Source organism: Brevibacillus borstelensis, assembly GCF_037834415.1.
Lineage (GTDB): Bacteria > Bacillota > Bacilli > Brevibacillales > Brevibacillaceae > Brevibacillus > Brevibacillus borstelensis_A.
In genome coordinates, this window is sequence record NZ_JAUMSJ010000003.1 from 290,159 (window position 1) to 313,430 (window position 23,272).

General features: G+C 52.3%; 24 protein-coding genes, 7 tRNA genes and 1 riboswitch. Of the genes, 7 read left to right on the plus strand and 24 right to left on the minus strand.

Annotation, left to right across the window (positions count from 1 at the left end):
• Nucleotides 1–81 precede the first annotated feature (81 nt).
• From Q3F21_RS05025 to dapD, 4 genes are all read right to left on the minus strand, one after another.
• Nucleotides 82–678, minus strand: a complete 597-nt coding sequence (locus tag Q3F21_RS05025; RefSeq protein ID WP_340250371.1) for a hypothetical protein — start codon at nt 676–678, stop codon at nt 82–84.
• Between the two features lie 251 nt (nt 679–929).
• Nucleotides 930–2,066: an amidohydrolase gene (locus Q3F21_RS05030; RefSeq protein ID WP_340250372.1), complete on the minus strand. Its 1,137-nt coding sequence runs from the start codon at nt 2,064–2,066 to the stop codon at nt 930–932.
• Entirely contained in the window at nt 2,063–3,283 is a 1,221-nt protein-coding gene (locus Q3F21_RS05035) for an acetylornithine transaminase (protein WP_340250373.1), read from the minus strand. The genes Q3F21_RS05030 and Q3F21_RS05035 overlap by 4 nt, the downstream gene beginning before the upstream one ends.
• Before the next feature lie 13 nt (nt 3,284–3,296).
• Complete coding sequence (dapD, locus tag Q3F21_RS05040; RefSeq protein ID WP_340250374.1) at nt 3,297–4,007, minus strand: 2,3,4,5-tetrahydropyridine-2,6-dicarboxylate N-acetyltransferase; 711 nt, start codon at nt 4,005–4,007, stop codon at nt 3,297–3,299.
• 90 nt (nt 4,008–4,097) lie between these two features.
• Nucleotides 4,098–4,282: riboswitch (Lysine riboswitch) on the minus strand.
• A 186-nt stretch (nt 4,283–4,468) separates the two neighbouring features.
• Between dapD and Q3F21_RS05045 the strand changes: the two genes are divergently transcribed.
• Nucleotides 4,469–5,005, plus strand: a complete 537-nt coding sequence (locus Q3F21_RS05045; protein WP_340250375.1) for a GNAT family N-acetyltransferase — start codon at nt 4,469–4,471, stop codon at nt 5,003–5,005.
• Between the two features lie 55 nt (nt 5,006–5,060).
• Here Q3F21_RS05045 and Q3F21_RS05050 read toward each other — a convergent pair whose 3' ends face one another.
• The 3 genes from Q3F21_RS05050 to Q3F21_RS05060 form a co-directional block, all read right to left on the minus strand.
• Complete coding sequence (locus Q3F21_RS05050; protein ID WP_340250442.1) at nt 5,061–5,843, minus strand: EcsC family protein; 783 nt, start codon at nt 5,841–5,843, stop codon at nt 5,061–5,063.
• Nucleotides 5,844–5,865: 22 nt separating this feature from the next.
• Nucleotides 5,866–6,087 carry a hypothetical protein gene (locus Q3F21_RS05055; RefSeq protein ID WP_340250376.1) on the minus strand — a complete coding sequence of 74 codons (222 nt, stop codon included), beginning with the start codon at nt 6,085–6,087 and terminating at the stop codon, nt 5,866–5,868.
• A gap of 70 nt (nt 6,088–6,157) precedes the next feature.
• On the minus strand, nt 6,158–6,580 hold the full coding sequence (locus tag Q3F21_RS05060) for a DUF1284 domain-containing protein (RefSeq protein WP_340250377.1): 423 nt from the start codon (nt 6,578–6,580) through the stop codon (nt 6,158–6,160).
• A 258-nt stretch (nt 6,581–6,838) separates the two neighbouring features.
• Between Q3F21_RS05060 and Q3F21_RS05065 the strand changes: the two genes are divergently transcribed.
• Together Q3F21_RS05065 and Q3F21_RS05070 are read left to right on the plus strand one after the other, a co-directional pair.
• The gene (locus Q3F21_RS05065) at nt 6,839–7,621 is read left to right on the plus strand and encodes a class I SAM-dependent methyltransferase (protein ID WP_340250378.1); all 783 of its coding nucleotides are present in this window, start codon (nt 6,839–6,841) and stop codon (nt 7,619–7,621) included.
• On the plus strand, nt 7,621–8,280 hold the full coding sequence (locus Q3F21_RS05070) for a hypothetical protein (protein WP_340250379.1): 660 nt from the start codon (nt 7,621–7,623) through the stop codon (nt 8,278–8,280). The genes Q3F21_RS05065 and Q3F21_RS05070 overlap by 1 nt, the downstream gene beginning before the upstream one ends.
• 81 nt (nt 8,281–8,361) lie before the next feature.
• On the opposite strand, the gene Q3F21_RS05075 is transcribed toward Q3F21_RS05070, so the two are convergent.
• The 3 genes from Q3F21_RS05075 to Q3F21_RS05085 are packed head-to-tail and all read right to left on the minus strand — an operon-like array spanning nt 8,362 to nt 12,084.
• Complete coding sequence (locus tag Q3F21_RS05075) at nt 8,362–9,888, minus strand: efflux RND transporter periplasmic adaptor subunit (RefSeq protein WP_340250380.1); 1,527 nt, start codon at nt 9,886–9,888, stop codon at nt 8,362–8,364.
• A 21-nt stretch (nt 9,889–9,909) separates the two neighbouring features.
• Complete coding sequence (locus Q3F21_RS05080) at nt 9,910–11,358, minus strand: ABC transporter permease (protein WP_340250381.1); 1,449 nt, start codon at nt 11,356–11,358, stop codon at nt 9,910–9,912.
• A gap of 24 nt (nt 11,359–11,382) precedes the next feature.
• Nucleotides 11,383–12,084, minus strand: a complete 702-nt coding sequence (locus Q3F21_RS05085) for an ABC transporter ATP-binding protein (RefSeq protein ID WP_340250382.1) — start codon at nt 12,082–12,084, stop codon at nt 11,383–11,385.
• Between the two features lie 212 nt (nt 12,085–12,296).
• Here Q3F21_RS05085 and Q3F21_RS05090 point away from each other — a divergent pair, with 212 nt between their 5' ends.
• Together Q3F21_RS05090 and pdxK are read left to right on the plus strand one after the other, a co-directional pair.
• Entirely contained in the window at nt 12,297–12,473 is a 177-nt protein-coding gene (locus tag Q3F21_RS05090) for a hypothetical protein (RefSeq protein WP_155807973.1), read from the plus strand.
• A gap of 184 nt (nt 12,474–12,657) precedes the next feature.
• On the plus strand, nt 12,658–13,473 hold the full coding sequence (pdxK, locus tag Q3F21_RS05095) for a pyridoxine/pyridoxal/pyridoxamine kinase (protein WP_340250383.1): 816 nt from the start codon (nt 12,658–12,660) through the stop codon (nt 13,471–13,473).
• Nucleotides 13,474–13,555: 82 nt separating this feature from the next.
• Here pdxK and rarD read toward each other — a convergent pair whose 3' ends face one another.
• On the minus strand, nt 13,556–14,470 hold the full coding sequence (rarD, locus tag Q3F21_RS05100; RefSeq protein ID WP_340250384.1) for an EamA family transporter RarD: 915 nt from the start codon (nt 14,468–14,470) through the stop codon (nt 13,556–13,558).
• 278 nt (nt 14,471–14,748) lie between these two features.
• On the opposite strand from rarD, the gene Q3F21_RS05105 reads away from it, so the two are divergent.
• Nucleotides 14,749–15,657 carry an EamA family transporter gene (locus Q3F21_RS05105; RefSeq protein ID WP_340250385.1) on the plus strand — a complete coding sequence of 303 codons (909 nt, stop codon included), beginning with the start codon at nt 14,749–14,751 and terminating at the stop codon, nt 15,655–15,657.
• Nucleotides 15,658–15,797: 140 nt separating this feature from the next.
• Here the strand turns inward: Q3F21_RS05105 and Q3F21_RS05110 are convergent.
• The 7 genes from Q3F21_RS05110 to Q3F21_RS05140 form a co-directional block, all read right to left on the minus strand.
• Nucleotides 15,798–15,868, minus strand: a tRNA-Gly gene (locus Q3F21_RS05110).
• Nucleotides 15,869–15,905: 37 nt separating this feature from the next.
• A tRNA-Pro gene (locus Q3F21_RS05115) sits at nt 15,906–15,982 on the minus strand.
• Between the two features lie 72 nt (nt 15,983–16,054).
• Nucleotides 16,055–16,131, minus strand: a tRNA-Arg gene (locus Q3F21_RS05120).
• A gap of 153 nt (nt 16,132–16,284) precedes the next feature.
• A tRNA-Gly gene (locus Q3F21_RS05125) sits at nt 16,285–16,360 on the minus strand.
• Nucleotides 16,361–16,375: 15 nt separating this feature from the next.
• Nucleotides 16,376–16,462: transfer RNA gene (locus Q3F21_RS05130), tRNA-Leu, on the minus strand.
• Between the two features lie 11 nt (nt 16,463–16,473).
• Nucleotides 16,474–16,550: transfer RNA gene (locus tag Q3F21_RS05135), tRNA-Glu, on the minus strand.
• Between the two features lie 9 nt (nt 16,551–16,559).
• Nucleotides 16,560–16,652: transfer RNA gene (locus tag Q3F21_RS05140), tRNA-Ser, on the minus strand.
• A 307-nt stretch (nt 16,653–16,959) separates the two neighbouring features.
• Here Q3F21_RS05140 and Q3F21_RS05145 point away from each other — a divergent pair.
• Nucleotides 16,960–17,163 carry a hypothetical protein gene (locus Q3F21_RS05145; protein WP_340250386.1) on the plus strand — a complete coding sequence of 68 codons (204 nt, stop codon included), beginning with the start codon at nt 16,960–16,962 and terminating at the stop codon, nt 17,161–17,163.
• A 57-nt stretch (nt 17,164–17,220) separates the two neighbouring features.
• Here the strand turns inward: Q3F21_RS05145 and thiM are convergent, their stop codons facing one another.
• The 6 genes from thiM to Q3F21_RS05175 all read right to left on the minus strand — a co-directional run bounded on the left by thiM (nt 17,221) and on the right by Q3F21_RS05175 (nt 23,216).
• Nucleotides 17,221–18,048 carry a hydroxyethylthiazole kinase gene (gene thiM / locus Q3F21_RS05150; RefSeq protein WP_340250443.1) on the minus strand — a complete coding sequence of 276 codons (828 nt, stop codon included), beginning with the start codon at nt 18,046–18,048 and terminating at the stop codon, nt 17,221–17,223.
• A gap of 79 nt (nt 18,049–18,127) precedes the next feature.
• Nucleotides 18,128–18,598 carry a hypothetical protein gene (locus Q3F21_RS05155; RefSeq protein WP_340250387.1) on the minus strand — a complete coding sequence of 157 codons (471 nt, stop codon included), beginning with the start codon at nt 18,596–18,598 and terminating at the stop codon, nt 18,128–18,130.
• A gap of 538 nt (nt 18,599–19,136) precedes the next feature.
• On the minus strand, nt 19,137–19,802 hold the full coding sequence (locus Q3F21_RS05160; protein ID WP_340250388.1) for a YitT family protein: 666 nt from the start codon (nt 19,800–19,802) through the stop codon (nt 19,137–19,139).
• A 387-nt stretch (nt 19,803–20,189) separates the two neighbouring features.
• Nucleotides 20,190–21,197, minus strand: a complete 1,008-nt coding sequence (locus Q3F21_RS05165; RefSeq protein WP_340250389.1) for an oligopeptide/dipeptide ABC transporter ATP-binding protein — start codon at nt 21,195–21,197, stop codon at nt 20,190–20,192.
• A 22-nt stretch (nt 21,198–21,219) separates the two neighbouring features.
• A complete protein-coding gene (gene opp3C / locus Q3F21_RS05170) occupies nt 21,220–22,287 on the minus strand; it encodes an oligopeptide ABC transporter permease (protein ID WP_340250390.1) in 1,068 nt (355 codons plus the stop codon).
• Nucleotides 22,284–23,216 carry an ABC transporter permease gene (locus tag Q3F21_RS05175; RefSeq protein ID WP_340250391.1) on the minus strand — a complete coding sequence of 311 codons (933 nt, stop codon included), beginning with the start codon at nt 23,214–23,216 and terminating at the stop codon, nt 22,284–22,286. Before Q3F21_RS05175 ends, opp3C begins: the two co-directional genes overlap by 4 nt.
• Nucleotides 23,217–23,272 lie beyond the last annotated feature (56 nt).

Sequence of the window (23,272 nt, forward strand, 5' to 3'; positions counted from 1 at the left end):
GCGGATTATGAAAAAACTTATGTGTTGTCATCATTATATCACGTGAACAAGTCATGTGGAAACGCATCCAAGCCAGATATTTTATCTACCTACGGTAAAACTGTTTTCCCCAACGGTTACATACTCGTCAAATTTCTCGGTCTTCATCTGAACCTGCACTTTATAGGTTCCGTACTGTTCAAGCTTGGTGGAGACGAACGGTTCAGAGAAGTAGAAGCTGTTGCCGTTTTGCGTGGAATGCTTCCAGGTTTGCCCTTGCTCCACTTCTTTGCCGTCCGGTCCGATCAACACGATTTGCATGCGCAAATCCTTGGCGGATGGGGCTTCATCCACCTCGACAAAAACGTTGAACGTACGCGGCACGTCCTTGTCGCTGTACCCTTTGATCGGATTGCTGAAGACGACATTTTTACTGCGGCTTTGCTGAATTCCCTCAAGAACCAGAACATTCACGGTTGGCTTGATAATCTCCATTTTGCCCGAGCGCTGATCGTACTCCGTGAATCCGCCCAAACGGTTCATCATCTCTTCCACGGAAGAAGCAGTAGACCCAGGGAGATCGCTGACAATACGCTCGCCGTTCAGAAAAATACGAATGGCTCCTTCGCCCAAGGCCGTCGTACTCCCCACCCCTGCAACCGTCAGCACCAACAGGGCAGACAACCACCTTTTCTTCATGACTCAAACCTCCAGTATCGTTGCGCTTATAGCGCTTGTTTTCCTCAGTGTTACTTCCCATATTCTTATACGCCTAAGCAAGCAAATAGTTGTGGTGGCAGGCGATGTTTTTTCAACGATATCCACAAAATCCACATCATCCACAGCTGCTTCCTACACTAGGAAAAATAGGCTGAGCGCAAAGATAAGAGACGAAAAAGGCGACCTGTCGAGAGGCCGCCTTCCGAAGTTTGTCCACAAGCTATATCGTGTCAGGCATTTTGACCGGAGAGCCACGTCACGTATTTGGTCACCACGCCGATGGCTACTTCGATAGCCTGCTCATCCGGCTCTATCTTGGAGTGGTGGAGCCCGTAGGGGGTGTTTGCTCCCAGCCAGAACAGGAATCCGGGAATTTCGGTCAAGAAAAACCCAAAATCTTCACCCGTCATCGCTTCTGCGCAGTGGACGAGGGTGACATCGGGCAAATTGTCCCTTACCCAGTCCATAAACTGGAGGGTCAATTCCTCGTGATTGTATACCTGAGCATAGCCGCAGCCGTAATCGATCTCGGCCTTGCATTCGAATCCCGCTTCCACCCCTTTGACCAGGGCTTCAATCCGGCTTTTCACCCGGGTCATGGAGTCGACGGAAAAAGTCCGGATCGTCCCTTCCAGCCTGGCTCTCTCGGCGATGATGTTCTGCCGTGTGCCGCCCTCAATCTTGCCGACGGTAATGACTGCCGAATCAAGGGGATCGATATTGCGGGAGATGACCGATTGCAGCTGGGTTACCAGATGACTGGCTGCGACAACCATGTCGTTTGCTTTATGCGGGAAAGCCGCATGGCCGCCTTTGCCGACCAGATCAATCATCAATTCAGATGTATTGGCAAACAGGATGCCTGGCTTTGTCGCAATATGGCCAACCGGGTACTCCGGAGCGATATGCAGGGCAAAGATGCAGTCCGGCCGCCATTCGCCAAACTCCTCGCTTTCCATCATCGGCTTGGCTCCTCCGGGGCCTTCCTCTGCCGGCTGAAAGATAAAGAGGAGATCGTCCTCAATGGGATGATGGACGAAGTGCGTCAGGATGCCAAGGCCAATCGCCATATGCATGTCGTGTCCGCAGGCATGCATATACCCTTCGTGCTCGGAGCGAAATGGATAGGAGGTCTCTTCCGCGATCGGAAGCCCGTCCATGTCCGCGCGCCAGGCGATCGTTCTTTTCGGATTGCGGCCTGCCACTTTTACCAGGATGCCCGTTTTCCACGTCTTGAGCTGAAGCCGCTCCGCGGGAAGCTGCTCCAGATAATCGAGCAGGTATCGCTGGGTCTTGAACTCGGCAAACCCGGGTTCCGGAATCTGGTGCAGATCTCGCCTTATACGGGCAAACGTCGAAACACTCACGCTTTTACGCCCCCTTTTCCGATCGCCAGCTGTTTCAGTTCACGGGTGAAGACGTCCATTAAACGGTCGACATCTCCGCGCGTCAGCGTAAGCGGCGGGAGCAAACGGACAATCGTTTTCTGCGTCACATCCACCAAAATCCCTTCCTCCAGCAGCTTTTGCTGCAGTCCGCTGACTTCTTCCGCAGAAACCGAGAGCGGAATTCCCACCATCATTCCCTTTCCGCGAAGGGCTTGCAGCTGCTCCGGAAAGACGGTCCGCAGCTCTTCCAACCGATCCCACAGGTATTGGGCCACATCCTGCGACCGGCTTTGGAAAGACGGGTCCAGCAATTCGTCCAGCACCGCATTCCCAAGGGCGGCTGACAGCGGCGACGGCGCAAATGTCGTGCCGTGATCTCCAGGCTTGAACAGGTCTTGCAGCTTTTCGCCGGCGATGACGCCGCCTAGCGGAAGTCCGCCCCCAACCCCCTTGGCGAAAAGGATGAGGTCAGGCGTTACAGCGGCATGCTGGAAGGCGAACAATTTGCCTGTCCGTCCCATCCCTGTCTGAATCTCATCCATCGCAAACAAAGTGCCGGTAGCTTGGCAAATGGCCGCGACTTCCTGCAAATAGCTTTCCGCCAGAGGCACGACGCCTCCCGATCCGAGCACCGGCTCCATCAACACAGCAGCCGGCCGGCGTTCCTCGCAAACGGCGCGAAGCTGCTCAATGTCTCCCGCCTCCAGCTCGTACACCGGAAAATCAGGCTGCGGAAAGTCCTGATAGACGTGAGGCTGTCTGGTCAGTCGCAGCGCTCCCAGCGTCCGGCCGTGGAAGCTGTTGGCGAGTACGACGATGCCGGAGCGTCCGGCGCCTTCGACAGTCGTCCATTTGTGAATCAGCTTGATTGCCGCCTCGGTCGCTTCTGCCCCGGAATTGGTAAAGAACACTTTTCCCGGTATCGTATGCTCAATCAGTCTCTGCGCCAGCTTGATCGCAGGAGGATTGAGAAAAATGTTGGAGATGTGCAAAAATTGCTCTCCTTGCTCCCGCAAGGCCTGGAGAATCCGTGGGTGGGAGTGGCCAAGCACGTTTACGGCAAGCCCGGTGAACAGGTCGAGATACCCCTTGCCGTCCGTGCCGTAGAGATAATTCCCCTCGCCCTTGGCGATAGCGATCGGCAGTCTTTTGTACGTAGAGACGATGTATTGTTGATCAAGCGAACGCCAGTCCATGCCTATCTCTCCCTTACAGCTGTCTCAGCTCCTGCTTGATCTCCGTCTTGGAGCGGGTTTTTTCGTCGATTTGCTTGATAATGCGTGCCGGCGTGCCTGCTACTACGACGTTCGGCGGCACATCCTCGATCACGACAGCTCCGGCGGCTACAACGGAGCCTTTTCCGACGCGAATGCCTTCCAAAATGACAGCATTGGCTCCGACCACGACATCGTCTTCGATAACGACTGGAGAAGCAGACGGCGGTTCGATCACGCCGGCAATGACAGCGCCTGCGCCGATGTGGCAATTCTTCCCGATCGTGCCGCGGCCGCCGACGACGACGTTCATGTCGATCATGGTGCCTTCCCCGATGACCGCTCCGATGTTGATGCTGGCTCCCATCATGATGACGGCGTTGTTGCCGATGCTTACCTGATCGCGAATGATCGCCCCTGGCTCAATGCGCGCCTGGATGTTCTTTGTATCCAAAAGCGGGATCGCAGAGTTGCGGCGGTCGCTCTCCACTACGTAATCCGCGATTTTATCCGCATGCTGCTGCAGAACTGGCTGGATTTCCTTCCACTCTCCGAAGACAACTCCGGTGCCGCCGTTCAAAAACGCTTTGGCGCTAGGACCAAAGTCGATGCCGTCCAACTCCCCTTTGAGATATACCTTCACAGGCGTTTTCTTTTCGCTCTTTTGAATAAACGAGATAATTTCATTGGCATCCATCATGTTCACAGTACTTCTCCTCCACTTTTCTTGAAATGAATGTAGAAAAAGCAATGAGCGCAGACGCTATACTCATTGCTTTTTGATACCGGACAAGCAATCGTAAATAGCGCTCCATAAGAGAAATCTCTCTTATGACAGGGTGACCATTATTCATGAGCACCCCAGCCCTGCCGCCGATGGGGATGCGGTCAGAGCTTCGGCGCTTTGGCCTTTTCTTCTCTTCCCTTTCCCCATGACCGACGAAAAGAAGTACTCATCCGCAGCGCGCCTCTATTTAGAAGGCAATATGAAGTTGTTTACCTTTACTTACCCTGTACTGTACCAAATTCCGTACCGCGTGGCAACAGTGGAATCGCTGCAAGCGCCTTCCTTCTTCAGGAGATTGCCGTTCCCACTTTTCAACAGCCCGCGTTCATGCTAAACTGTCCATCCACCACACATATATTGACAGGAGGCTGGATTTGCCGATGTTTGCACCCTCGGAGATTCTTGTACGTCCCTTATGCGTAAACGACGCCCCTGCTTTAACCTCCTTGCGTCAAAAAAATCAGCATTTTCTGCAGCCGTTCGAACCGATTCGCCCCGCTTCTTTTTACACGCTCGAATCACAGTACGAGCAGCTGGAGGAGGCGGAGAGAAGCTTTCAGGCAGGCACAGGCTATTCATTTGGCATTTTTGTCGGTCCCGACCAAACACTCGTTGGCCGCGTCAACCTCTCCAACGTCGTGCGCGGAGCCTGGCAGAACGCCACACTCGGCTATTTTCTCGATCAGTCCTATAACGGCAAGGGAATCATGACGAGAGCGGTCGTGGAAGTGGTCCGGTTTGCGTTTGCCGACGCAAAGCTGCACCGGGTGCAAGCCGCGGTCATGCCCCGAAACAAAGGCTCGATCAAGGTTCTTGAGAAAAACCGGTTTCGCCAAGAAGGGCTGTCGCTCCGCTATTTGCAAATCAACGGAAAATGGGAGGACCACCTGATCTTTGCCATTACCGCCGATGAATAATCGAACGAACGTGGAGCGGTTTTCCCCAAAAGGTCGGTTTGGGATCGGTCTTGGGCTACGATGGCTCAGCCCGAAGCCGCTCCAGGATCCTCCTCTTGCGATACAGCATCATGCCTGTTTCCGCCACGTCACGCACGGACGAGCGATTCAAATACGCGCCAAAGAGCATCCCGGCAACCGGTACGATCTGAAACAGCTTTTTCCAGCCGAAGTTTTCCGTGTAGGTAACGACTACTTCCCGCCAGCCCTGGAGCTCAGAGAGCACATCCCGCTCTTTGGCTGGACTGTCAAAGGAGGAGAGCTCCTTTAGGATCGCCTGCTTTCCTACAATATCCGAGGAAGCGAATTGCAGACATTTGACGATAAACAATCTCTCCCGTTTCTCCTGCGGATTGTAACCGTAGCAAATCGCCATTTCCTGCAATACCTTGAGCGACGTTCCCAGCAGAAGCGGAATGTCGACCGCGAGCGTAAAGATGCCGCCAAAGCCTGTTGTAGCTCCCTGTACAGCTGCAAAAGCGGCCCGAGATTCACGCAGCTCCGCCGCAATTTTATCCATATGTGCCAGCGGGTGGAAACTAATGGAAATCGTTTCCTTCGCATGCTTGTCCCCTTGTGGGAACGCTTCCTGGAAGCGGGCATGGATATCCCGCTCACGCACCAGATACTTTCCGCCGTTCTCCAAAAAGGCCACCAGCTCGTCCACAGCTGTACCGAGTTTGTCCCGAACCACGTTTGGCGTGATTCGGTCGAGAAATACAAAGGGGAGACGGCCAAGCTTTTCCCAAAACCACAAATCCTTCTGATCCGATTCCCACTTTTCTACCTGATCCAACATACGGGTTAGCGTCGCTCGGTCCTCAAGCTTCACGATCCGTCCCACCCCTTTGCCGTTTATCGTGTTTATTCAGGAGGCATCGGGTGCGCAAGCATTCCTTTGCGTATGCTTCCAAATCCGCGAGCGAACCAAAGCCCGAAAAGTCCTCTATCTCTTTTACGACACCCAGCTTGAGATGTTTCAGTTTTCCTTCTTCGACCCGAAAGCCGAGTTTATAGAGAACGTTCCACTCTTCCTCTGTCATTCGCTATTCACTCCGTGGTTTTTATTAAAAAAATCCTTGGGGGGGCCAGAAACATGTCACCGTCCTCCGCTTATTTCCCGCTGCGAAGCTCGGCTATTCCCTCCTGGCAAACCCCGTAGGAAAACCACGAGCACCCTTCGCACAGATGAGCCAAATCATCAGGAGCTACCCTTTCTCGCGTCCTTTGAACAAGTTCCGATTTGAGGTAAACCTCTCCCGCCGAGATACCCAGCTGCCGAAACACATTTTGATCCAGCTTCTGGACATGCTCCTCCGAATCAGGAGCCGCTTCGCACCGTGTCGTTCCTTTATGGGGACAAACTTGACACGTTTCATCAAATCCTTTGACCACTTGAATCGGAAAGTCTTGCTCTGCGTCGCGAATTCGCTCCACAATTCCCGCCATTTTGACAATGAAATCAGGGCTGTACCCCATCCCGCGGAATCCATGGACGCAAAGCAAATGGTGCCCGCGTAAAATGACTGGTTCCATCTTTTCTCCTCCTCCATGCGTGTTTGCAAAACGTCAGCTAAATCAGCTCTCTCTGTAGTCCTCTCAGTACACCCGAGACGGACTTTCCATCCCGTTGTCATTTATGAGAATCAGTATGAGAATCAGACACTCTAACCGATAAGGACGTTACCCCTGAGTTTTTTTGTCAGGTATAGGAATTACCTATTCTATTAATCTTTTTTATAGATTTGACTAATACCCTTTTTGCTGGTAAAACCAAAACAAGGAGGGGTTGACATGATTGATACGAATTCATGGAATTCACAACTGTATGACACGAAGATGAGCTTTGTTTCCGAGTTTGGCAAAGGCATCCTGGATTGGCTTCAGGCGAAGCCGGGAGAAACGATCCTCGATATCGGGTGCGGGACCGGCGACTTGTCGCACGAACTGGCTGGCATGGGCGCCAAGCCTACGGGGATTGACTTCTCTGAAGAAATGATCAAAGCCGCACAAAAAAAATATCCCGAGCTTCCTTTTTACGTGGCCGATGCCCAAAGCTATCGCTCGCCGGACAGCTTCGACGCCGTTTTTTCCAATGCGGCCTTGCACTGGATGAGGCAGCCCGAGAAGGTAGCCGAAAGCGTCTGGCTCGCCCTAAGGCCTGGCGGACGGTTTGTCGCCGAGTTTGGCGGTGCTGGAAATGTGGCAACGGTCATCGAGAAGATTCGTATCGTTCTGGCTTCCGAAGGGGTCGATGCAAATGAACGGATGCCCTGGTATTTCCCGACGATCAGCTCTTATTCCACTATATTAGAGCATCAAGGCTTCTCTGTCACTCTGGCCCAGCTGTTTGAACGCCCCACTCCGCTTCCTGACGGGGAAAGAGGAATTCTTCACTGGTTGAATGCTTTTTGCGCTCCGTTCTTCATCGGAATGTCGGCAGCCGAAAAAGAAGCCGCCTATCGAGACATCGCCGATGAGCTCAAGCCTCTTCTGTTTCACAATGGCGCCTGGGTTATCGATTACAAGCGGATCAGGGTGGCGGCCGTCAAGCCAGCCGGAAGGAAAAACTCCTGATGGCGCGCCTCGCTTGTCTTCATGCCCATCACTCCAATATCGCTCTCCTTTCCGATGGTTTGACCATCGACGGTGTCGAACTGATCCACTTCGTCGATCCCGGCATTCTGATTCGTTCGGAACATTCGCACTGTTTGCAAAAGGGAGCAATGCGAGCAAGGATCCGGGAACAGCTGCAATGGATCGCTAGATGTGATGTGGATGCGATTCTGGTTACTTGTACGCAGTACATCGCCGGGATGCAGCCAGAAGACGAAACATGTGTGGAGGAGCCCATCATCAAACTGGACGAACCGTTTTTCCGCTGCGTCATAAGCTCCGCTCACCCCCACCGCCTGCTTTTTTCCAATCCTGCGACCGTCAAAGGGACGATGGAACGCTTCCGTTCGTACGCCTCGGCTCGATCAGTAGAGACAGAAGTTGGTGTGGAGCTGATCCCTGATTCCTTTGAGCTCTTGATGAGCGGGCGGACAGCAGAATACCGTGAAGTGATTTGCCATGGCATACAGGCACTGGCTGAAAGCGGGGACGAAAGCATTTCCGTTGCCCAATTGTCCATGGTGCCTGCTGCCGAGCTTTTCGAGGCCAGGACTGGACGCCCGATCGGCAATCCGCTAAAAAGCTTGCGGGCTGAAGTCGAAAAAATCCTCTCGATTTAATGAAAAAACCGCCCGGTTGTCTCTGTTTAGAGACTTCGGGCGGTTTATGATGGACTCACGGAATCTGCCAGTCTGCTCTGGCTACATTTCTCCACCGAGCATCATCAAAACTTCTTCTCCGTCTTTAAGTCCACTCTTAATCTCAACAAATTCCGAGCCTTCAATGCCAATCTCCACTTCTTTCGGCGTTGGCTCACCGGATGCAGGGTCTTTCACCATGACCTGCCCTTTTCCTTCTTCCAGAACTTCAACAGCCTGCAGCGGGAGTCGGAGAACATTTTCTTTCTTGTCCACATAGATATCGCTGTCACCTGTCATCCCGTGCTTCATTTCATTCGTATCAGACAGCTCGATTTTGACAGCGAAACGAACGGTTTTGTCTTCCTTGGTTCCCTCTTTTGGCACCTCGATCACTTTACCCTCAAACGGCTTGTTGCCGAAAGCCGACACATATACTTGCGCGTTCTGCCCCACCTTGATCGACGGGATGTCCAGCTCGTCCACAGCCGCGATAAAGTATACTGCGCTCGTATCCATGATCACGGCAGCAGGCTTGCCCGAGTCAGGTGTTTCGCCGGCAGTCACATTCAGCTTGGTAATGACCCCGCTGATCGGTGCGGTGACTTGTTTTTTGGCAATATCGCGGCGCTTCTGCTGCATCGTCAGCTGGGACTCTTTCAACTGCAGCTCTTTTTCCTTCAATTCCAAATCGACGGAAGTCATGTCCATTTTGGCGATAAGCTGTCCAGCCTTCACGTCATCCCCCTTCTCAATCTCTACTTTTCCGACTTTCCCGTGCGTTCCCGCTACGAGATCGATGTCATCCGGATTTTCGAACGGCGTCGGGATCTGGCTGGCGAACAACGTACCTTTCGGGTCCGTATATTGCACTTCCCCCAAATCCCCTACGTAGATGGCACCTGGCTTTTTCACAAGCACTTCGACATCGTGGACACCACCTACACCTTTCTCCTTGGTTCCGACCAGATCAATCTTTGTAATCGTACCGTCGACATAAGTAAGAGAGGCGACGAGAAATACCTTCACCTGTTGACCTACCTTAAAGCGTTCGGCTTCGTATGCGGAGAATTTCCCTTTGATTTTCAGATAATCCGTATTGACCAGCTTTGCGACGATGGTGTCAGGCGTTACCGATTCGCCTTCCTTTACCAGCACTTCTTTGATCTTTCCGGTTTTGTCAGAGAGAATTTTATCCTTTTTATTTTTGATTTCGGTCAGTTCCTTCTGTGCCCGGATTATGTTCAATTCCTGCTTTTGCAGCTCAATCGCGGCATCTTCGCCGTCAATGCTAAACAGCGGATCGCCCTTGGAAACGTGCTGCCCTTCCTTTACGAACACACGCTCGACTTTTCCGTTCAGTTCCGGCTTCACCTCTTCCCGGGCCTTGGCTTCCACCGTCCCCGATGCGAAGATGGATTTGCTTACTTCTCCCGTCTCTACTGCAGTAGTCGGGAAGGAAGGCTGCTCCTCTTGCGTCTGCTCCGCTGCCGCGTCGTTGCTCTTGAATTTCGTATAACCATACACGCTTCCACCGCCCAAGAGTACGAGGACGGCAGAAATGATGATCCACTTTTTCTTTTTGCTCATCGTAAGTAACCCCACATTTCCTTATTCAGATCGAATCGCTTGCAATGCGCTCAGGCGAGACGCGCGAATGGCCGGGAAGATACCCGCCAACAAACCGATAATAAAGGCAAAACCGATGGCGAACAGGGCCAGCCATGTCGGTATCACGGCCAACGTGCTCATTTCTTCCCCTCCGCCGCCATAGCCGAGAGTGTCCATCAGACCGCCGGCTTTGCCGAAATAGTTGACCAATTCAACCGCACCCCAGGCTAGTCCCAAACCGGTTATACCGCCAATCAGTCCAATGAAGCCCGACTCCATCAAAAACAGCCAGCGGATGTTGTAGACAGTGGCCCCGATGACTTTCATGATCCCGATTTCCTTGGTTCGCTCCAAAATGGACATGATCATCGTGTTTACAATCCCGATGGAAGCGACCAGGAGGGAAATGGCTGCGATCCCGCCGAGAATCATTTGAATTACGGAGAAGAACTTGTTGATTTGCTCAAGTTCGCGGGCGGGCGACCAAACTTCGTAGCCGAGCTTTTTCAAATCGGCTACAACGCTTTCCACCATTTCGCGAGACTCTACCTTGACTGTAATCTCGTCAAACACAAACTCATCCTTATTTTTATCCCGTGAGCGTCTAGAGCTGCTGTCGCCGTGCGCGTCTCCCCTGCTGCGGTTCAGCCAGTCATTCATTTCTTTGATCATGCTGAGCGGAGCGTAGACAGCACTCCCGTACCGGAAATTCTCCGATTTTTGCAGTTGACCGACGACTCGCACTCTGACGTCTTTCTTCTCCAGCTTTAATTCATCGTCGATCCGATATTCGCGGGTCAACGTAATCGTCGCTGCCTTGCCTATCATGTCGAATGGAGCAGGGCCTTCTTCACCACCGCCGCCTCTGCGACGCGGTGAGAAGTATACATCTCCTCCGCCACCCTTGTTGTTGGCGTTCCTCATCCGGGCTTCCCGCTTCTCTTTTTCCACGTCCCGCATCTCTCGCGGAACGTAATAGGAGACTACAACCTCCTGGGGGGCTCCCGTAAGATAGGTTCCTTTTTCAATTTCATTCTTCCGATACGCGGCAGATTCGCGCACATCGACGCCGACCAGCTCGATGTACCCTTCCCTTCTGCCTACCTTCAGCTTGGATTCGCCGCGGATGCGCTTGATCGGCATGACCGCTTCGACGCCAGGGACTGCCTTCAACTCTTGAACGGCGGCCGTATTCAGTTTTTTCCGTTCGTCGTCGGGTATCACCCTGTCTTCTTCCGGTATGTAGAAGGCCGGCTCCACGTCGAGTTCGGTCAAGTTCCCCCAGCTCTCCAAGCTTTTCACCGCATTTTCCTTTAAGCCCAAGCTGAGCGCAATCATCGCGACAATCGCTGCCGTACCGATCATTACCCCCACCGAGGTAAGCGCTGTTCGCAGCTTCATGCGCCACAGGTTTCGCCATACAATCCGAAATGAGTCTATAAATTTCACGTTTGTTTCACCTCATACCCTCGATCACGCCGGTTTGGTCCGCCTTTGCACGACTCTTCCGTCCTGTAGGTAAATTACCCGGTCGGACTGCTCGGCCACTTCCTGCTCATGCGTAACGATAATAAATGTCGTATTGCTTTCACGGTTCATTTTCCTCATCAGGTCGAGAATTTCCTGCTCGGTTTTACTGTCCAGGTTTCCCGTCGGTTCGTCCGCCAGCACGATGCTCGGATTGTTTACCAGGGCGCGGGCGATACTGACACGCTGCTGCTGCCCGCCGCTCAGCTCGTTGGGACGATGATCCAGGCGCCCTTCCAGCCCCATTTTCTCCAGGATCTCGGCAGCTCGCTTGCGGCGCTTTTTCTTGCTCTCACCGGCAAAAATCAAGGGGAGCTCCACGTTTTCCAGTGCGGTCAGACCCGGCAATAGATTGTAGGACTGAAAGATAAAGCCCATGCATTTGCGCCTGAATAAACAGAGCTCGTTCTCGTTAAAACGGGAGATTTCCTCGCTATTGACGTAGATCTTGCCCTCTTCCGGTTTGGTCAACCCCGCCAGCAGATTGAGGAGTGTCGATTTTCCTGATCCCGACGACCCGCACAACGCGACAAACTCCCCTTTGGAAATATGGATGTTGATGTCAAAGAGGACAGGGACTTTGATTTTCCCGGTTCCATAGCTGTGATTGACGTTTTCGACCGTCAATTCACCCATTCCGTTGGCCATCTTCTGCGTACACCTCTTTTGCTATTACAGATTTGGAAAAATCATCTCATTTTATATAGACGAAGAAGCAGGCAAAATGTAACGATTTTATTTCGTGATTTAAAATTAACGGTTTGTACACACCAATTTCAAGAACTTGTAACACTCCTGTAACCATATCATTCCAGTTAGCTGATACAATAGATGCAGCAAGTAAAACACGAGAGGGCAGAGTGAAGATGAGGATCTATCGCTTTTTGTTTGAAACAGCTACACGTCAATGGATTGAAGTCATTAAGGCTCCTAGCATGTTTGAAGCAGCGAAAGAGGCCAAAAAACTGGCCAGCACACGGTCAAAAGCAATGGCCGCTCCCATCAGCTTCTCTTTCCATCACGTCGCATCTGTCTAACACGTTTCATTACATGGCAATGAATTTGACCGTCAACTTTTTTGAACCGCTATTCCTCCCGGGAAAGCGGTTTTTTTACGTGCTGCTGTTATTGACACCAGTGTATATTTGCTCTTCAATAGGGATAAGAGAATCAGAGTTGACCGCACTTCCATCGTAGCGGATACAAAGGGAGACGAAAGCCATGACCATGAAGAAAGCATTGACCATCGCAGGCTCTGACACTAGCGGGGGGGCAGGTATTCAAGCGGATTTGAAGACGTTTCAGGAGCTGGGCGTATTCGGGATGACAGCCTTGACTGTTATCGTCGCACAGGACCCGCATAACTCCTGGTTCCACGAAGTGTTCCCGATCGACCTTGGCACACTGGAAAAGCAAATCGAGACCGTCCTCTCCGGGATCGGTGTCGACGCGGTAAAAACCGGGATGTTGGGAACGACCGATCTGATCGAGCTGGCTGCCAAAAAAATCGAGCAGTACCAGCTGAAAAACGTTGTTGTTGACCCTGTTCTGGTCTGCAAGGGCGCAGACGAGGTCCTCCATCCGGAAAATGCAGACTGTCTGCGCGACGTTCTGGTACCGCGCGCGACCGTGGTCACGCCAAACCTGTACGAAGCGGGAGCTCTCTCCCAAATGGGAGCGCTCAAGACTGTCGACGATATGAAGGAAGCCGCAAAGCGGATTCACGAAAAAGGAGCAGCATACGTTTTGGTCAAGGGCGGCGGCAAGCTGCAGCACGAAAAAGCAATCGATGTGCTCTATGACGGCAGCTCGTTTGACATCCTCGAAGGCGAACGCATCGACACTACCTATACCCACGGAGCAGGCTGCACGTATTCCGCAGCGATCTGTGCAGAGCTGGCAAAAGGGCAATCGGTTCGCGATGCCGTTAACGTGGCGAAGCAGTTTATTACGGAAGCGATCCGCCACTCCTTTAAACTGAACCAATACGTTGGCCCGACCAACCACGGAGCCTATCGCAAGCTGCAAAAAGCGTAAGCTTGCGAAGCGACATTCTGTATCAGCCAAAAACGAAAAACTCCCAGCCTCCTCCATGCAGGAAGCCGGGAGTTTTTCCGTGCTATGCTTTCTTTTTTAAAGCCAGGTTTGCGTTTGGAGCAGGTGCCGAAGACGCGCCCCTTTTTTTAAGCGAGCTGATTGTAAACACGATCAATGCGCTCCAGATAAAGCCAAAGCTGATCAGATGCGTCTCTGTAAACGGTTCACGGAACAGAAAGACTGCCATCAGCAGCGTAATCGTCGGCGACAAGTATTGAATGAAGCCTACCATGGACAAAGGCAGCCGCTTCGCCGCCTGAGCGAACCAATACAGCGGCAGGGCCGTCGCTACCCCAGCCAGAGTCAACAAGACGATGCGCCATGCTTCCAGCGAGAAGGCCGCCTCTTGACCGTTTATCTGGAGCGTAAACACATAGGCCAGCGCGATTGGCGCCACGAACAGGGTCTCCCAGGCGAGACTCATCATGGGCTCGAGTTTGACGGTTTTTTTAGCCAATCCATACAAGGCAAACGTCAGTGCGAGCAAAATCGCTACCCACGGCACTTTGCCGTAATTGAACGTCATGACAGAAACGCCTATCGTCGCCAAAATGATGGCGATCCATTGACCCACACGCATGCGCTCTTTAAGGAATAACACGCCAAACAAGACGCTCAGCAGCGGATTTATGTAATAACCCAAGCTCGTTTCCATCACGTGGCCAATGTTGACTGCCCAAATGTAGATAAGCCAGTTGCCGCTGATAATAAACGAGCTCAGAATGAGGGCAATCCACGTTTTCGCCCCGGTTACCGATGATTTCAAATAGCGCAGCTTTTTTGTCACGAGCAGTAGCGCTACGACAAACACAGCTGACCAGATAATCCGGTGCGCCAATATCTCCCAGGCTCCCATCTTCTCGAAGACCTTCCAGTACAGCGGCAGCATCCCCCACGTCAAATAGGCTCCTACTGCGTACAAGACTCCTTGTTTCATCCACACCTGCCTCCATCGTCTTTCATCTCTCTATCCTTGCGAGAATTCGTTAACTCTCTTTAGTGTAAACGATAAACAGGCCTCCATCTATGTATTTACGTCCTTCATAAGAAGGGCAAACAGCCTCTTCCTTCATCGCGCTACCATGGTAACTGAGCAGTTTAGTAGCTAATTATCACGATAAAGCAGAATGCAATCTTTTATTGTAACAAGTTTGCTTCTATAGTACAATAGGTGCCATCATTTATTTGTTTAGTCAGAAGAAAGGAAGTTTACTAATGTCATACTGGAAATGCGTGATTCTCGTTCTTGCGGGAGCTGTAAGCTACGGGGTTCTCTCTATAATCATGAAAGCAGCCTTTCACGCAGGATTTTCCCCCTATGAAATGAGCGGCAGCCAACTCATCTTTGGCGGCCTCATCATGATCGCGGTAGCCTTCTTTTTATCCAAGGAACGCTTTCGCCTGCGCTACGTTTACCTTTTGCTTCCAGTCAGCGTGATGATGGCCGCAACCAGCTTTCTGTATCATCAATCGGTCAGCCACGTGTCCGCTTCGCTGGCTATTGTCCTGCTGTTTCAGTTTACGTGGATCGGCGTGATGATCGAATCGATCGCAGACCGGAAATGGCCGACTCGGGAGAAATGGCTTTCTCTCTTCCTGCTTGGGATGGGCACCGTGTTAGCCAGCGGTCTGGGAATAGACAGCTTGAGAAGCGTCAGCCTGTACGGACTTGCGGCGGGACTGCTCTCAGGCGCCACGTTTGCGATGGTCATCTTTTTCAGCGGACGCCTTGTACCCGATATGAATCCTTATTTGCGCAGTGCCGTTTCCATCAGTCTGGCAGCGGTCCTTCTGTCGCTGGCCTATCCCCCTGCTTTTCTGGTCAACGGCAGGCTCTTGGAGGGTCTTCTGCCGTACGCGCTGCTGGTGGCTTGCTTTGGGTCGGTCATCCCGATACTCTGCTTGGCTATCGGGGTTCCTCGTCTGGGCAATGGCGTTGCGACGATTCTCAGCGCAATCGAATTGCCTACGGTCGTCCTTTTGTCCAGCTTCGTTCTCCACGAGCAGGTGTCCGGACTCCAATGGGCCGGCGTCACTCTGATCTTGCTGGCGATCATCGTTCCGCAAGTCAGGCTGAAGCAAGCCCGTTCGACCAGAACCGTATTGAGCCAGAAAAGTATGTAGCCACGGAAAAAAGCCCAGTGCATGCCGCTAGGACATCACTGGGCTTTCTTCTTGTTTACAGATCGGGCGATTGGTGGGAATTGAATGGACCACAATCCCGGATGCGTTGACCGCTTCGCCACGACCGCTACATGAAAAAGAGCGGGTGATGGGAATCGAACCCACGCGACCAGCTTGGAAGGCTGGGGTTCTACCATTGAACTACACCCGCACGATTTATTGCTATAAGAGTCTTGTTTTAACACAGATGGTCGGGAAGACAGGATTTGAACCTGCGACCTCTTGGTCCCGAACCAAGCGCTCTACCAAGCTGAGCCACTTCCCGAAATAATTGAATGTTCTCTTCCTCGAAAGCACAATCAGCTAACTGAAGTGCCTCCCATTTCTTAGGACAAAATGGCGTGCCCTGAGAGATTCGAACTCCCGACCTTTTGATTCGTAGTCAAACGCTCTATCCAGCTGAGCTAAGGGCACATGATGTATGGAGCGGACGACGGGGCTCGCTTCCACTGGCGACGCCTCATCGAAATCTCTTCCATGCGAAGCCAGATCTGAAGTACCCGAGCCAATCTTCGTGCATTACTGCGAGGGTAAACCCGGCACGGGTGAGAGACTGCATACGCTTCTTGGAGCGGACGACGGGGCTCGAACCCGCGACCTTCGCCTTGGCAAGGCGACGCTCTACCAATTGAGCTACGTCCGCACGGTATCGAAATGATGGTGCGGTCGAGAGGACTTGAACCTCCACGGTGTTGCCACCACTAGAACCTGAATCTAGCGCGTCTGCCAATTCCGCCACGACCGCAAATATAAATTTGGTGACCCGTAGGGGATTCGAACCCCTGTATGACAGCGTGAAAGGCTGCTGTGTTAAACCGCTTCACCAACGGGCCATTTCAAGATGGCGGATGGAGTGGGATTTGAACCCACGAGACGAGTCATCCCCGTCTACACGATTTCCAATCGTGCTCCTTCGGCCACTCGGACATCCATCCACTAACGTGTCGCAATGTGTTCGTCCGTTTCAACACAATCGACTATACCACAAAACGAGCGTTTTTTCAACACCCTCTTTTCCCCTTTTTCTCCCCCCTTCACTCCCTGCATATTTACCTGTAATCCGGGCGTATGTCTCATGCGATGATGCCGAACGCGAACGAGGAGAGGATATTTTTTACAATTCGAAATTGAGCATTCGGGTACACAACTTGGTAACAGATCGTACTTTTTTTCGTCACAAATTGATCGATTTTTTCCGGCTGATTCTGGTACGCTATTTTGTGGCCAAGGAGGGAGTAACCAGTGGAAATACGCATCCGCACCGAAACGGGGATCGCCACCAGACTAAACAAAGAGATTGTCCGGCATGGCATTTCCAAATACTATGTCCGCCCGTTTGAGCAAGATCAAGTAGAGTTTGTCTTTCTGTCCCTGTCGGAACATCAACAAAGGCTCTTGTCGTACACCTTGAAAAAATACAGCTACATCGCGACATTTATCCGTTAAATCGATACATCCAGATTGTTCCCGCCCCACGCTTTCGATTTTTCACGCAGACAGCCGCTATTCATCAAAATGGCCCTCCAGCGCAACAGCCACAGCACCATACCGCATAATATCTTCCGAAGACACCATCGCCAGTTGATTCAGAAATTCCAATTGAAAACTGCCAGGGCCTTTTTCTTCTGTTTTTTCCGCAGCAAGCTGGGCCGCAACCCCGTAGCTGACCAGAGCCGATACTCCCGCTGTCAAAAGGTCTTGCTCAATCGAAGCGAAAGCGCCGATCACCGAAGTCAAAAGACAGCCGGTTCCTGTAACCTTTGTCAAGATGGGATGACCGTTTTTTATAACAAATGCTGTATGGCCATCCGTGATGACATCTTCCTTTCCGGTGATGACCACATGCGTGCTCCAATGGCGGGCCGCCTTTTTCGCCAGGGACACAATATCTCTATTGCCTTCCCCCACATCCACACCCTTGATGCTCCATTTTTCTCCGATGACATGGGCTACCTCGGCCGCATTGCCTCTCAACACGGATACGTTGACTTCTTCCAGGATGCGTCTGGCTGTCTCTGTCCGGTACGAAGTCGCTCCAGCTCCCACCGGATCGAATATGACTGGGACCTGATGCTGATTGGCTGCCTGTCCTGCAATAATCATGGCCTCCACTTCGGGCTGATTCAGCGTGCCGATGTTCAGCACGACCGCACCCGCTTGCCTGGCCATCTCGGCCACCTCTTCCCGGGCATATGCCATGACGGGCGAAGCCCCTAAAGACAGCAGACCGTTGGCTGTAAAATTGGTGACGACCACATTTGTGATGTTATGCACGAGCGGTTTTTTCTCTCTCACTCGTTCCAATGTTCGGACAACATCCTGCAAGCTGATCATGTTTTCCTTCCCTCCTGTTTCCAAACGCAAGAAGGCAGCATGTACGTTGATTCATACATGCCGCCTTTGCATTTATTTAGGCGATTCGCACCACTCGCGCTTTTTCCGTATCCGGGAGGAACGACAAGTCGACATGCTTTTTAGCCAGTTCGATCCCGATATCTTCCGCCAGAAGCAGCGCTTCTTCACGGAATGTCGGCGTACAGCTGCCTTCATTCAGTTCACACAGGCGCTGCAGCCGCTTCAGACGTTCTGCGGTTTTTTCCGCTCGCATCCGTTCATTTTTCAGGTCGCATACGTTTCTATGTACAGCATCTGCAATCATGCTGATATCATTCACATGGACAATCAGGCGTTTGCCTTCCTCGGTAACAAAGCCAAGCGAGCAAAACTGCGAATCAGACATTTCAAGCCGCGTCAGAACAGCATGGGCAAACTCTTCACCGGACCGCAGGCGAATCAGGCCCGCCTCAACGGCGCCGCCGACTTTACGTTCATTTGCCACCACCGTATACATGTCTGTGTAACCATTGATTTGATAACGCATGGCACCCTCCCGCAAAAAGGACTGGCAAAGCAATCGTACATGCTCCTGCACTGAGATCAATTATCATTACCATCGTATAATGAAAATCATTATCTGTCAACGATGAGAATGATTTTTATTGGCAACGGAATGCAATCGGATTGCTTCGACTACCAATCGCTTCCTATTAGATATGTCGCAGACCGCAGTGATCAATCATTTCTTATCCTTTTACGATAGTTTTCCCTCTCCTCTGTAAGGTATTCGCCTACTGATGACATGTTCAAAGGCATCTGCCCAGATTGCTGTGTTCCATTTATTCTTCCATGGGCAACAGAATGGATTATCGGCGAGGTAAAATGGCACTGCTTAGTAGGAGCTTGCCCTGTCAAGAATCGCATTTCGCTGCGGATGAAAAGGTGGCGATACCTCCTTGAGCCATACATGCAAAAAGACCCGGAGATATGCATCCCTCGGGTCTTCGCTTGCAACGGGAGATTTCTCCTGTTGCCTGCCGGATTCAAATGGGAAATGGATTTTTATATCACTTTCGTCAAGCTTACCGGTGGCTCGCCGAAACGCCTCGGACATGTCCGTGGACGTTTTCTTCTTCCTCGATCGTTCCCTTTCCAATCGTCCAGTTAATCACCTGGCTGGCAATCAAAACAGCCAGAATGGTGTAGAGCACCTCTTTTACCGGCAAATACAGGAACGAGAGGCTGAGCACCATGCAGTCCATCAGAAGAAAGATCGTCCCGATCGACAAACCGGTATATTTGCTGAGCAGGACAGACATGATGTCATCTCCGCCCGTAGCGGCGCCGAAGCGCAGAATGATCCCCGTTGCCAGGCCGGTCAACACCCCGGAAAGCAGAGAAGCTGCCGGCATATAGTCACTTAAATTGATTACGATAGGCGAAAAACGTTCAAACAATTCGTAAAAGCCAGAAAAAGCCAGCGACGCAAGTATCGTGTTCCAGATGAATTGGCGTCCTTTCAGCAGCCACGCCATGATAAAAAGCGGGATATCCAGGACCAGCATCGTCGCAGCCGGCGGGAGATTGAAGCCGTATTTGGCCAAAAGCGCCAAGCCGACAAATCCGCCTTCCGACAAGTGGTTTTGGAAGTTGATATGATAATACGCAAATGCCAATAAACAAGATCCGAACAAAATCAAACTAAGCTGTGCAAACTGTTGTCGTAACGGTTTTGCTCTCCTCATCATAAATTCCTCGCAATGTCATCGGTTTTGGCTTGGGCGCCCAACCGACCACTGAGGAACCTCTGACATACAGACAGCGTTCCATACGTATTTCCTCACTTTCGCAGCAGGTTGAGTCGCCTTAGTGACGATCGACATGCTGCGACGCTATGTGTAGGAGAGATCATAACGTTTCCATACGCTCCTATACGGAACCATTGGTATCCTGATCCTTTCCGTTTTTGAGATGTCTTCATTGTATCACAAAAAATGGAACTCTCCGAATCCGGCTATTCTGCATAGACCCTCAAAAACGGCCGTTTTTTCGTTTTTTTGCGAATGGCTACGCGGCAGGATCAGGATTTTATAACGAACAGGTAGGGTTAGCTCTGTTTCTCGCGCTTTTTTCGCTCATGAGCAAAAAGAGCGGCGCATCTCTTCCGCCCGCCTGTCCTGCAGCCAGCAGGAAACCTGATGCTGTGGGCTGAGGCTTGTCGTTTGCGGCGCAAAATGATGGCACACCTTCATGACATAGGGACAGCGAGGCGCAAAGGAGCATCCGCCCATCAGCCTTGTCACATCGGGCGGAGAACCGGGGATTGGGACCAACGGCTCGGACCGGTCCGCATCCAGACGGGGCATCGACTGCAGCAATCCCTTCGTGTAGGGGTGCTGCGGTCTGGCGAAAATCTCATGGACAGGCCCGATTTCGACGATTTCCCCCGTGTACATGACGGCGACCCTTTGGGCCATATTGGCGACGACCCCCAAATCATGCGTGATCAGGATAATGGAGGTCCCTGTCTGCTCCTGCAGTCCGCGCATCAAATCGAGGATTTGCGCCTGGATGGTCACGTCCAGCGCCGTCGTCGGTTCATCGGCGATCAGTACCTTTGGGCGACAGGCAAGCGCGATGGCGATGACCACACGTTGCCTCATCCCTCCGGAAAATTGATGGGGGTAGGCCTCGATCCGCTCGGCCGCCTGCGGAATCCCGACCAATTCCAGCATCTCAATCGCCTTTTGCTTCGCTTCCGTCCTGGTCAGTTTTTCATGCTTGGCCAAGCCCTCCATGATTTGGCGGCCGATCTTCATCGTCGGATTGAGGGAAGTCATCGGGTCCTGAAAGACCATAGAGATTTCTTTTCCCCGCAGCTTTTGCAGCTCGCGCGGAGAAAAGGACATGACATCCTGCTTGTCGTATCGTATGGCACCTTCTGTGATTTGGGCGGTTTGGGCAGGCAGCATCCGCATCAGGCTTTTGGCTGTCACGGACTTGCCTGAGCCGGATTCTCCCACGATCGCCAGCGTCTTCCCTTTTTGCAGCGTAAAGCTGACTCCCCTAACCGCTTTGACCACTCGGTTCTGAGAATGAAACGAGACGTGCAAATTGTCTACGGACAAAATTGGTTCGGTCATGTTTGTCCCCCTTCTTTCCCGTTTATTTCTTCATGCGCGGGTCAAGCGCGTCCCGCAGCCCGTCGGCCAGCAGATTGAAGCTGATCATCAAGGCGCTGATCACAATCCCCGGGAAAACGAGCTTGTAGGTGAAATAACGCATGGATACGTACCCGTCCTGAATGAGCACGCCCAGCGAGGCAAGCGGAGGCTGCAGGCCCAACCCGATAAAGCTGAGAAACGCTTCGAAAAAGATCGCTGTCGGAATGGTAAACATCAGCGTGACCAGGATCGGACCGACTGCGTTCGGCAGCAGATGCTTTGCAATCAAACGGGTATGGGAAGCGCCAAGCGCCCTGGAGGCCAGCACAAATTCCTGCGCCTTGATCTGCAGCATCTGCCCCCGCACGACCCGGGCCATTCCGACCCATCCGGTGACGATCATCGCCAGTACGATCGAGAATATCCCGGGATCAAGGATTAAGATGAACAAAATAATCACGATCAAATTCGGTATGCCTACGAGCACTTCGATAATCCGCTGCATCGCATTGTCGATCTTGCCGCCGTAAAAGGCCGATATTCCCCCGTAGGCCACGCCAATGACCAAATCGAGCAGCGCCGCCAAAAGGGCGATCGCAAGCGAAATTTGCGTACCCTTCCAGACGCGGGTCCAGAGGTCCCGCCCGAACTCATCCGTTCCGAACCAAAAGTGTTCGGTAATCCCTCTTGCCTCGTACTGGTCGACTCCTTTGGCATCCTTGCCGTTAAAACCGAGCCATTCTAATCCGGCTACCTTGGGGGGCAGGTTGGAAAACGCCAGATTTTGTTCGTCGTAGGGGCGTCCGGACAGATACGGCCCAATCAAAGCCAGCAGCGTGATCAGGGCAATCATGCACATGGCGATAACCGTTCCTCTGTTTTTCAGCAGCCGTCTCCAGGCGTCCTTCCAGACGGATACGGTATTGCCCGTTGCCTGCTCCTGCAAGCGGGAGTCTACCGGCTCGTGCACGAACAGGTCGTCCGTCACTTCGGCAGGCGGAAAAACGGCTGCATGGCTATGTACTTGCGAAACCAGTGTCGATTGATTTTTTCCCAACTCTGCGCTCATTTTGCCTTCGCCCCTCTCACGCTGATTCTCGGGTCAAGCAGTCCGTACAGGATGTCTACCACGAAAACCATTAGGATGAAGAGCAAGCTGTAAAAGAGAGTGATTCCCATGATGACGCTGTAATCGTTGACCACGATGGACAAGGTGAACTGCTCGCCCAAGCCGGGGACGGAGAAAATCTTCTCGATGACCAGCGTCCCCGTCATAATGTTGACCGCGAGCGGTCCAAGCATCGTGACGACCGGAATCAACGCGTTACGCAGCACGTGTTTTACGATCACGCCTGTCTCCGACAAGCCTTTGGCACGCGCGGTCATGACGTAATCCTGACTGATCACGTCAAGCATCTCCGTACGAATAAACCTGGCAACGGTGGCGATCACTGTCACGGACAGCGCTAGAGTCGGCAGGACCGTGTATTCGTAGCCCTTCCACAAAGCCGGCGGCAAAAGGCCCCATTTCAACCCAAGGTAGTACTGCAACAGAGCGGCAAAGACAAAGGAGGGAATGGACATCCCCAAAACGGCCAGCGTTACCGATGTGTAATCCCAGACGCTGTTATGCCGGAGTGCCGAGACTACCCCTAGTCCGAGTCCGACAAACGTCCCCACGATCAGCGCCTGGAAACCGATCAGTGCCGATGGGCCGATCCGCTCAAAAATCACCTCGTTTACGCTTCTGCCCATAAATTTAAAAGACATCCCCAAATCGCCTTGCGCGAGGTTGGCCAAGTAGCGGACGTATTGCATCGCGACCGGCTGATCCAGCCCGTATTTGGCCTTCATGTTCTCCAACTGCTGCTCATTCAACCGGTCCGCGTTAGTGAAAGGCGTGCCGGGGAGCGTCTTCATCAAGAAGAAGGTAGCAGTCGCAATAATGAACAGCGTCACCAGCATGTATCCAATCCGTTTCAGGAAATAAACTCCCATTTGTCCACCTCATCTTTCGTCTGGCTGTCGCTTCGTGAAAAGCCTGGAAATGGGAA